General features: G+C 64.7%; 7 protein-coding genes. 1 reads left to right on the top strand and 6 read right to left on the bottom strand.

Annotated elements, in window-relative coordinates:
- Positions 1-82: 82 nt before the first annotated feature.
- The 6 genes from BO1_RS47185 to BO1_RS47210 all read right to left on the bottom strand — a co-directional run bounded on the left by BO1_RS47185 (position 83) and on the right by BO1_RS47210 (position 7705).
- Complete coding sequence (locus BO1_RS47185; RefSeq protein WP_028223538.1) at positions 83-841, bottom strand: YkgJ family cysteine cluster protein; 759 nt, start codon at positions 839-841, stop codon at positions 83-85.
- Between the two features lie 270 nt (positions 842-1111).
- Complete coding sequence (locus tag BO1_RS47190) at positions 1112-1807, bottom strand: fimbrial biogenesis chaperone (protein WP_281179260.1); 696 nt, start codon at positions 1805-1807, stop codon at positions 1112-1114.
- A gap of 166 nt (positions 1808-1973) precedes the next feature.
- A complete protein-coding gene (locus BO1_RS47195; protein WP_245644127.1) occupies positions 1974-3389 on the bottom strand; it encodes a fimbrial protein in 1416 nt (471 codons plus the stop codon).
- A 122-nt stretch (positions 3390-3511) separates the two neighbouring features.
- Entirely contained in the window at positions 3512-6241 is a 2730-nt protein-coding gene (locus BO1_RS55765; RefSeq protein WP_245644129.1) for a fimbria/pilus outer membrane usher protein, read from the bottom strand.
- Positions 6242-6296: 55 nt separating this feature from the next.
- Positions 6297-7055: a fimbrial biogenesis chaperone gene (locus BO1_RS47205; protein WP_028223541.1), complete on the bottom strand. Its 759-nt coding sequence runs from the start codon at positions 7053-7055 to the stop codon at positions 6297-6299.
- 98 nt (positions 7056-7153) lie between these two features.
- Positions 7154-7705 (bottom strand): fimbrial protein, encoded by a 552-nt coding sequence (locus BO1_RS47210; RefSeq protein WP_043289119.1) that lies wholly within the window; start codon positions 7703-7705, stop codon positions 7154-7156.
- 585 nt (positions 7706-8290) lie between these two features.
- Here BO1_RS47210 and BO1_RS47215 point away from each other — a divergent pair.
- Complete coding sequence (locus BO1_RS47215) at positions 8291-10264, top strand: APC family permease (protein ID WP_028223543.1); 1974 nt, start codon at positions 8291-8293, stop codon at positions 10262-10264.
- The last annotated feature ends 55 nt before the right edge of the window (positions 10265-10319 follow it).

Below are 10319 nucleotides of genomic sequence, written 5' to 3' on the forward strand. Positions count from 1 at the left end.
GCAACGCCTGCATGCCGAATGCAAAACAAGGAAACGCGAAGCACCCGCGAAGCACCCGCGAAGCAAACGCGAAATATTGCAGTCACGCGCCAACATACTGGACGCCATCACGCTGCAGCCCTTCGTCGATCTCGCTGACTGCATCGACACTGACCAGCGTGTCCACCGTCACGCGCCGATTCGAAACGAGCGTCCACGAGCGCTGATCCGCGCCAGGCTGGCCGGCCGTTAGCACCTCGGACAGTGCAGCGAGTAATCGCTCCCGATCCACCGATACGATCAAAAACCCTTCGTTAGAAACGGCAGCCTTATCGATGCCCAATCGCTCACACAGCGCGCGCTTCTCCTCCAGCTCGTCCTCATCAGCGCGCCTGCGCTGTTCAATCGCCGCGCGCGTAGCGGGATCGACCGGTATCCCATCGATCGCAAAGGGCGTGACACCCTGCCATGCTTCGGACGGGCAGAGCTTGTGCTCCGGCTTCAATGGAATAAACGGATTGACCTCCGCCGGATACACCCGGCAGACGAGGGGGCGCTCTTCATAGATGCCGCAACGCATGGCGTCGCCCAGATTCGGGCAGGCACCCGTGAACGATGCCGCCAGCGTCACCGCGACCCGGATCGGCAAGGTGCCGCTCATCGCGGGAAAGCTCCGCTTGCGCTTGTATGCGGCGAAGGCGTTCGACGCATCGGGCTCCACCGGCCACGGGATGGCCTCGCACAGAATGTCCACGTCGCCGCCGCGTTCCAGCCACCTTCGGGCCTCGGCGAAGCTCACGGGCAGGCGTAGATCATGGCAGCACTTGCCGCATCGCGTGCAATCGAATCGGGTATGGTCCAACAGAGGTCCTTGGGTCGCGCCGTCCACCGATGCCGTCCAGCATGGCCGGTTCAGGGGGCGCTTCGGACATGCACGTTACACCGGTCCGTGTCGATGCGATGCGCCGAACACGATCGGTTTGTGGGTTCTGTTTGGCGAAAGCGCTGCAAGCGAATTGAAATGTTCTTGCGACATCAGGCCCTTGTTTAGCGCTAGTCGGGCGTGTATTTTTAGCAGGATTCCTGAAGATATCGACTAACCGACCCTGCGGCCTGTGGCCCGCCGCTTGCCTCAAGGCGCGATTTCGGCCTTGACGCTGTCGACCACGGGCATGCCGTCATCGTCGATTAGCGAGAACAGCACTTCTGCGCTTTCGCCCGCCTGGGCGTCGAGCGGGTCGAGTGCGAGCGTGGCCGTGGAGAGCGGTGCGACCATGTCGGGCGTGATCTGCTGCGAGTGGCCGCCGGCTTTCACGAGGACCGCGCTCAAGCTCGCGTAGTAGGGCGTTGGATTCCCGATCTTGAGGGTGAGTTTGCCCGCGGCACGCGCGAGCGAAAAGGTGAGCCGTTTCGGCAGTTCGCGCGGCCCGTAGGGCAGGCCGGCCGGGCGCACGAAGACCTTGAACTGCGTGCGCATCGTGATCGTGACGGCCTGCGCGTTGCCGGGCTGCTGCTTGGGCAAGCCCGGGATCTCGTACAGGTTGAGCCAGAACAGCGATTCGCGATCGGAAGGCAGCTTCGCGCCGGAGTGGATGATCCGCAAGCTGGTCTGGTCGCCCGCGGCCATGCGGAAAATCGGCGGCAGCACCACGAACGGAGCGGTCGATTCCTGCGGCACGGCGTCGATGCGGCCGTCGTCGATCCAGGCCTGGACCAGCACGGGATACTGGTTGGCGTTGAAGACCTGCAGTGACTGCTCGGTCGCGCCGGCTGGAAAAATCACGCGCGATGCTTCGGGTGTCACGCCCGCATGAGCGGGCAGGCTCAACGCGGCGGCTAGCAGTGCCGCCTGTGCGAGCGCGAGGCGGCCGAGTCGGCCGAGTCGGGCGAAGCGAAGAGGGCACCCGCTATCCGCTCGCGCATGACGGCCGCGCGGCCCTGGTGTGCCTGCGCGAACTCGGCAAGGCGGAGCAGCACGCGTGTCGCGGTCGGCTTTACTGGACACGGACGATCACCTGGGCAGTGGCGTTGTAGCGGCCTGGCGTGACGGCCACCGTTCCCGGCGCGAAGGCCTTGAAGGTCGCGTTGATCTGGCGCGTGTACGAAGTCAATCCCGTGCCGGGCGACCCGGTCGAGGTCGCGTCGTTCAGGACGGCATCCCAGCCGTCTTGCGTGCCACCCAGCGTGACGTACTGGTTCGTGAGGAAGTTCAGCGCGCCGCCGCCCGGCCTCGTCAGCGCGACGCCGACGCCGGTCGCCACCGATGGATCCGTGCCATAGCCGTCGGAAAGCAGGTAGGTCACACCGCTGCCGCTGGTCGTGAGTCCCGCCGTGACCGCGGCCTGTGCGTTGGCCGGCTGCGCGAGGATGCCCAGCGCGGTCTGGTTGGCCGCGGTGCCGCTCGCGAAGGCGCGCATGCCCGAAGGGGTCGTGGACTGGCATTGCATCTGGATCGTCACGGGCAACTGTCGGGTGAGGCCCTGATTCAGATCGTTCACGGTAATCAGCGGAAAGTTGACGACAGGCGTGGCATTGGTCACCGCACAGGTTGCCGTTCGTCTGATGTAGACGGTGTTATAGGCGGTGATCGCTCCCGGCCATCGGCTATAAAACCCGTCGTACGCAACGTTGTGGTCGGCGCCGATCTGTACGTCGCCGCCGAAGTTGGGCGCAACGAATGCCACGTAACCGACTGGCTGTGTGTAGGACCAGTAGCCGGCGTTGGTGGAACTGTTGGAATAGTATGCGGTGCAGGCGCTGCACTGGAAAAATTCGAGCTTGTACTGGCTGAAGTTCTTGGCCTTCACGAGCAGCCAGCCCTGGCTGTCCTTGTCGAGGCCCGTCATCTGCCGCGCGGCCCAATAGCGGGAGGCGTACTGTCCCGTCGTGAGGTTGGTGATGCGCGATATGAGGCCCTTGTAATAGGTGTAGTAGGTGCCGGGGATGCCGGAGTCCGCGCTCGCGTCCCACTTGCCGGCATAGTTGTTGTCGCCGTTGGTCGAGTAGAACTCGAACAGGCCGTTGGCCGTGGCGGGCTCCGGCGAGCAGCGCCACAGCACCTGTTCGGGGCTGTAGGTGCCCACGCCGTTCGATCCCATGTTGTAGACCGGCGAAATGGCGCTGCCAAGCAGCGTGCCGTCGGGTACGAAGGGCGGGGTGTTGATCGTGACGGTCATCGGGTAGGCGCCTTGTCCTGCCGTATCGGTCGAGCCCACCCAGTTCGTCGTGATCGTGCCGGGATCGGTGTAGTACGCGCTGTTCTGGTCGGTGGTGAGCCCCGTGATCTTGTAGCATCCCGTTGACGTAGACACCGCCCACGACGACGTGGGCAGGCCCAGGCCGAGGGCGCAGGCGAGCAACGTCAGCCAGGCGGTTCGATGCGCCTTGAGCCTGTGAGCAACGGTATTCATGAATCTGCAGGACATGGAGGGTGCCTTCGATTGGGGATCTTGTCTGTCGATGATCGACCGGTGGTGGTGGGCGCCAGGCTTTGACACCGGCCCCGGCCCCGGACCGTCAAGCAGGGCGTCGCTCATTGCCTGGCCGACGCCTCGATGGGCGCGCAGCCGGCCGTCAGGTTCACGAGGGCGGCCTTGGGATCCTGCCCGCTGACGTCATAAGGGATCGTGCACTGGTCTTCGTGCCGCCCGCCCCACTTCACGGTAACGACGCCGCGCTCCGAAGGCACGCGCGCATAGACCTGGCCGCCCTGGCCGACCATGCCGATGGCGGCGCCGTCGCTGTTGAGGACGTCCGCGCCCAGCGGCAGGGGCTTGCCGTCCGGCAGCGTGGAGCGGATCAGCACGGCGTGACCGGTCAGGGTCGAGAAGCGCAGCAGCACGGCCGAGCCGGGGTAGGGCGCGACGCGCAGCTGGTTGCCCGTGAGCTCCGCACCGGTGCCGATGCCCTTGCTGTCGAGCGCGACGTCGTTGTAGCGATAGGGCGTGAGCGACGGCACGATCGCATAGCCCCAGCGGTCCACCTGCGCGCCCTGGCCGTTGCGCACCGTCGCGCCTTCGGCGCCCTTGGCCTCGACCACGCCGAACGTGTCGGCGAGATACGGCCCGAGCGTGACGCCGCCGCTGTGCGCGACCGCCGAGCCGCGCGCCGTGGCGCCGCCTTGCCAGAAGCCGTTGCCCTGCGAGTAGCTCGCGCCCATCGTGATCATCGAGAGGTTCTTCTGGATGTTGCCGCTGATGCTGCGCTGGCCGTCGCCGGCCTGCGCCGTGCCCGTGAGGCCGTAGCTGACGGTCTGCGCCTCGTCGGCGATGCCCGAGACCGAGGTCTGGTACGTGCTGCCCGAATTCGAGGCGAGCGTGACGCCGCCGGACACCGACGCGGCGCGCGGCCCGGAGCCGAACGGAATCGTCACGGTCGCCATGAACGTGTTCGAGGTCGGATACTGCATGCCCGTCTGGACGTTCGTCTGCCCGCCGCCCGTGTAGAAGTCCGGCCCGTTCGTCGAATAGAGCGGCCCTGTGTGCTGGCGCACGAACGTCAGGTTGTAGCTCAACGACTTGAAATGGTTGTTGTAGCTGATCTGGAACTGCGTATCGCGCGCCTTGGCCCCGTAGTAGTTGCTCACGCCGAGCGAGAACGACAGCGAGCCATAGCTGTTGAAGTTCTGGTTCAGGTTGACCGTGAACTGGTTGCGCTGCTGGTACGTGCTCGACGACCAGTTCCGGCCGCTCTCCCAGGCGGCTCGCGCGCCGAGCGCGTCGACGAAATCGCGATAGCCGCTCGTCGAATAGCGGTAGCCGGCGAGCGCGAAGGTGGTCTGGGTGGCCGCGATCGTATGGCTGTAGGTGACCGAGCCGAGCCAGCCGTTGGTGTAGTGGCCGGTCACGTCGAGCGCGTTCGACCACGACGCGTTCACGCCGAATGCACCGATGGGGGTGGCGAACACCGCGCCCGCGAGCAGCGCCTGGTAGTCGCTGGCGAGGCGCGCGGCGCTGTTGAGCGTGACGTTGTTGGTCAGGCCGCGCTCGTAGGTGAGGTCCGCGAACGCGGCATTCGCGCCCTCGACCTGGCGCACCTTGCCGACCGTGAAGCTGTAGTGGGACGAGCCCGCGCGCCGCGAGCTCGGCACGGCCGAGAACGGCACGACGAACGAGGACACCTGCCCGTTCGCTTCGAACACCTGAACGGTCAGGTCGCCCTGGAAGCTGGTCGGGTTGAGATCAGTAATCCTGAATGGTCCGGGCGCGACCGTGGTCTGATAGATCGTATTGCCATTCTGGCTGACGACCACGCGCGCATTGGTATTCGCGATGCCGGTCACGACCGGCGCGTACCCCTGCATCGAATCGGGCAGGGAACGCTCGTCGGTTTCGAGATGAAAGCCGGTATAGGCGACCGAACTCAGCAGGCTGCCGCCGGTGAAGTTCTGCCCGATGACGAGATCGCTGCCGATTTGCGGCAGGGGCCGCTCGGCATAGGCGCGGATGTTGTTCCAGCGCGAGTAGTGGAAATTGCCGGCGTCCGAATAACTGAAGGCCGACTGCTGATGCAGGCGCCAGAGGCCGAAATTCACGCCCGCGTTCAGGCCGGCGTAGAACGAGTTCGCCTTGTAGCCAAGCGCCGAAGACGTGTAGTAGTTGGTGTCGTAATTGACGTAGGCCATGGTCTGGCCAGCGTCGAGGCTCTTGACGTCGATCGACCCGCGCGGCGTGCTTTTCATCAACGCCTGGGGGACGCTGATATCGAGGCGCAGCCGCGACAGGTCGAATGCCGTGGACGCGCCTTCGATGCGACTCGCTAGCGGCAGGCATTCCCCGGGCGTGTCCGTGCCGCCGGCCTGCTCCGCGCCAGCGGTCATGCCGCTCTGGCGGTCGGGCAGCGGCGTCTCGGCGGGCGCGGTATTGACCGGGTCGCCGCCGGACTTGATGCCGGAGACGAGCACGCCGCTGTCACGCAGGAAAGCATCGCTGAGGCAGGGGTAGATCTCGCCGTCCTGGGCCGCGCGAAACTCGACAGCCTTGCGCGAGATGAAGTTGCTGTTCAGGTAGATGTCCACCTGATAGCGGCCCGGGTCGACGACGCTCGCCTTGTTGTAGCGCTCGATGTCGGCCACGCCCAGCGATGAGCCGAGCAGAAGGCGGTTGTCGAAGTTGTATTCGGGGGGGGACGCCGCCGCCGTGCCAGAGCCGCTGGCGTCGATATCGACCGGCGCGGCGAACACCGGAAGCGCCGGCACCGCGAAACCGAGCGCGACCACGCTGAGCGAGAGCCTCGTGGCCGGATGCAGGTCTTTTCTCGACACGTGTCTTGCCACGCGGCGCGCAGGGCGCGCTGCGACGTGTAGCGAACGCTTCATCTCAGTTCTTGCCCGCCGTGAAGGTGAGCGGATACTCGGCGTCACGGATTGCCCCGTAGTCGTCGACGTATTTCACTTTCACGCGTAGAGGGGCGCTGCCGTTGATGCGCGCGGATTCGACCTTCCAGCTTTGCGCGGCATGCGGCGCGATCATGGACGGGGTGAAGCTCGCGACTTGCGAGCCGCTCACGACGCCGCCCTCGGTGAGCGAGATGTAGTAGCCCGATCCGTTATTCACGCTCACACGCCATTTGCCGGCTTCGCTCTCGAGCTGGAAGCTCAACTGTTCAGGCGCTTTCTGCGCGCTGCCCGCGATGCCTGCCGGGCGATAGAAAATCTTGAGCCGGTTACGCAGCATCACCAGCATCTGGTTCTGGTCGGCGTAAGCACGGTTGATGGAAGGGATCTCCAGGGTGTTCAGGTAGAACACCGATTCGCGGTCTTGGGGCAGTGCCTTGCCGGTAAACACGAGGCGGACGGTTTGCCCGGCTTTCGGATTGATCCTGAAAACCGGCGGCGTGACGATGAAGGGGGCGTCGGCAGTCTGCGGCGTGGACTCCGGATTGCCGGAGTCGACCCAGAGCTGCATGACACTGGGCGAGTCATTCTGGCTCGTGAACTGCACGGTCTGCTCGCGCGCGTCGGCGGGGTAGATCACCCGGGTCGCGGGCATGACGACGCTGGCCGAAGCGCTGCCGAGTTGCGCCGCCAGTGCCAGCGGCGCCATCACCTTGAATAGTTTCGCGTTGAACCACGTCATGCCGTATTACCTTCTTTGCGCAACGATTGAGACACTGGGCCTGGAAGTCTCCGGGCCCGGCTCAGGACGCCGGGCCCGGGGGGACAGGCGCTCGAGGCTTACTGATAGCTGACCGCGTACTGCACGCTGCCCAGCACCGAACCGGCGGTCGCAGTACCCGTTGCGCTGTAGTAGCGAACAGCGTAGTTGTACGTGGCCGAGGTCGAGCCAGCAGCGAGGTTCAGACCGGTAGCGGCATAGCCCGTGGCGCCGAGCAGGCTGAACGGCGTGGACGGCGCGGTCGGGTCCAGCAGTTGCAGCGCGACGCTGCCCGCGGTACCGGTGTTGCCGAGGTTGCCGTTGCTGTCGACCTGGTTGCCGACGAACACCGTTTTGATCGGCGTCGCGCTCGACACCGACGTACAGCCGGTCACGCCGACCGTGAAGGTGGTCATGCCGGCGTTGCTGCCCGCCGTCGCGAGCGCCGCGGTCGAGACGGTGGGCAGGAGAACCGTCGGATTGGCCGCGTTGCCGTTGACCGTGACCGCGCAGGTCTGGGTCGTCACTTCGCCCTGGAAGTTGATGGTGTTCGCGCTGCCTGCGAACGCCATGGCCGGAGCGATGGCAGCCGCAACCCATGCGATCGTGGCGATCTTCTTGTCGAGGATCATTGAGTATTCCTATTCAGGTGGTTGGATTGATGAGAATAGGCGTCAGTGTTCTCAAAATGGATAGGACTTTTCCTGGAATTACTGGCTGTCTGATCGAGAAAAATGAGACGTGCAGGCCGCGTTTTGATATAAGACCGCCGAATGGAGGCGCGTCTGTCAGAGCGGCGAAGTGGGTGCAAATTGTTCGGCCAGCGTGTGGCCGTCGCACCGGTGGCAGGCAAGTGTTCGTGCCACGACGATCAGCCCGTGTTGGTCCGCGATCGCCTGCCGCACGCAATGCGTCGAGCTTGATCTTGTCTGGAGACTGGGCGTGAGGAGGCTGGGTTCCAGAAAAGAATACTATGGATACCTATGTAATTGGCGTCGACCCAATGTCGGCGCGCTGCTCGCCTTGATCGACGATCGCCGGTGGGCATTCGCGCATCGATCGGGAACCCACGAACCCACGCTTGACGGGCAGCCGGCAAGTATTCTGCAAGCAAATTGAAATATACGTGTAGCGCCAGACCCTCGTTTATCCCTGGCAACCTCGCATAGCCGCTATGGCAGAATGATCCGCGCCTGTCCCGCCGGAGTGGAGGAGCCATGGCTGCGCACAACAAGGTTTGGCGCCTGCTTGTCGGTGCGCCGCTCGACCCGCTCGACCCCCGAACGCGCCACGCCATTGCCGTGACGCCCCTGCTCGCATGGGTGGGGCTCGGCGCGGACGGTCTTTCATCGTCGTGCTACGGCCCGGAGGAAGCCTTCCTCGCACTCGGCCAGCACCACGCGCTCGCGCTCTTTCTCGCGCTCGCCACCGCGTTGACGGTCTTCATCATCGCGCTCGGCTATAACCAGGTCATCGAACTGTTCCCCACGGGTGGAGGCGGCTACCGCGTCGCGACCGCGCTGCTCGGGCCGCGCCCGGGCCTCGTCTCGGGCGCCGCGCTGCTCGTGGACTACGTGCTGACGGTGGCGACCTCGCTCGCGAGCGGCGTCGACGCATTCTTCAGCTTGTTGCCGGTTGGCGCGCAATCGGTCAAGCTCGTGACCGAGCTGATCCTCATCGTGCTCATGACGGGACTCAATTTCCGCGGCATGCGCGAGTCGATTCTGGTGCTGCTGCCGATCTTCATCGGGTTCGTCGTGCTGCATGCGGGGCTGATCGTCTATGGCGTGGCGGTGCACGGCAGCCATCTCGCGAGCATCGTGCCGGACGCAGTGGGCGAGGCGCATGGCATGGCGCACGCGCTTGGGCCGCTCGTGGTGGCCGCGCTCCTCATGCGCGCGTTCTCGCTCGGCGGCGGGACCTATACCGGTCTCGAAGCCGTCTCGAACAACGTGAACATGCTTGCCGAGCCGCGCGTGCCCAACGGCAAGCTTACGATGACCTATATGGCATCTTCGCTGGCGTTTACGGCGGGCGGCATCATCCTGCTCTATATGTTGTGGCACGCGAAGCCCGTCGAGGGCGAGACGCTCAACGCGGTGGTGTTCGGCAGCGTGATTGATCATCTGGGGCTTGGCTCGTCGTTCGCGCGTCATGCGCTGCTGGCGGCCGTGCTCGCGTTCGAAGCGGGGCTCTTGCTGGTGGGCGCGCAAACAGGCTTTCTTGACGGTCCCGCCGTGCTCTCGAACATGGCCGTCGACTCCTGGGTGCCGCGCCACTTCCGCGATCTCTCCACGCGTCTCGTGAGGCAGAACGGCATCATCGTGATGGGCGTGGCGAGTCTGGTGATCCTGCTGTGGACGCGCGGCGATGTTTCCGTACTGGTGGTGCTCTATAGCATCAACGTGTTCCTGACCTTCAGCCTCTCGCTGCTCGGCATGTGCACGTACTGGTGGCAGCACCGGCGCGACGGGCAGCATTGGCTCAAGCATTTCTTGCTCTCGGCGCTGGGGCTTTCCGTGACCGCGACGGTGCTCGTGATCACGCTGGTCGAAAAATTCACCGAAGGCGGCTGGCTGACCGTGCTGGTGACGAGCGCCGTCGTGGCGCTGTGTTTCTTCATCAAGCGCCACTACTCGGACACGCGCGCGCAGCTCGCGCGCGAAGATGCGCTATTCGCCGGGCAGGCGCCCGAAGTGGACGCCGAGCAAGCCGCGCTCGCGCTCGATCCGGCGCAGCCGACGGCGATCCTGCTGGTGGGCAAGCATCGCGGCGCGAGCATGCATGCGCTGCTGTGGGTGAACCGGCTCTTTCCCGGTCACTTCAAGAGCGTGATCTTTCTCGCGGTGGGCGAAGTGGATGCGCAAAGCTACGAGGGCGCCGAGCATCTCGAGCGGCTCAAGCACACCATGATCTCCTCGCTCGAATACTATATGGCGCACTGCCGCCGGCATGGTATTGCCGCCGACTATCGCGTTGCATTCGGGACGCATCCGGTGCTTGAGTTCATGAACCTCGCCGAAAAGACGATGGACGAGTATCCGAATAGCGTCTGCTTTGCCAGCAAGCTGATCTTCCGGCGCGTAAGCTTCCTGACGGCATGGCTGCATAATCAGACGCCTGTCGAAATACAGTCGCGGTTGCATTTGCAGGGGAAGCAGATGGTGCTGCTGCCGATGAATGTGGGGTGACTCGAGGCGCTCGAGTCCAGGTGCGTAGTACCCATCGCAGAATTTGTTTTCGCGG

The sequence above is a fragment of the Paraburkholderia oxyphila NBRC 105797 genome (assembly GCF_000685075.1).
Classification (GTDB): domain Bacteria; phylum Pseudomonadota; class Gammaproteobacteria; order Burkholderiales; family Burkholderiaceae; genus Paraburkholderia; species Paraburkholderia oxyphila.

What these genes read in the sequence shown, in the direction of transcription:
- BO1_RS47195 (WP_245644127.1), bottom strand. Translation starts at nt 3,389, where the DNA reads ATGAATACCGTTGCTCACAGGCTCAAGGCGCATCGAACCGCCTGGCTG.
- BO1_RS47215 (WP_028223543.1), top strand. Translation starts at nt 8,291, where the DNA reads ATGGCTGCGCACAACAAGGTTTGGCGCCTGCTTGTCGGTGCGCCGCTC.
- BO1_RS47210 (WP_043289119.1), bottom strand. Translation starts at nt 7,705, where the DNA reads ATGATCCTCGACAAGAAGATCGCCACGATCGCATGGGTTGCGGCTGCC.
- BO1_RS47205 (WP_028223541.1), bottom strand. Translation starts at nt 7,055, where the DNA reads ATGACGTGGTTCAACGCGAAACTATTCAAGGTGATGGCGCCGCTGGCA.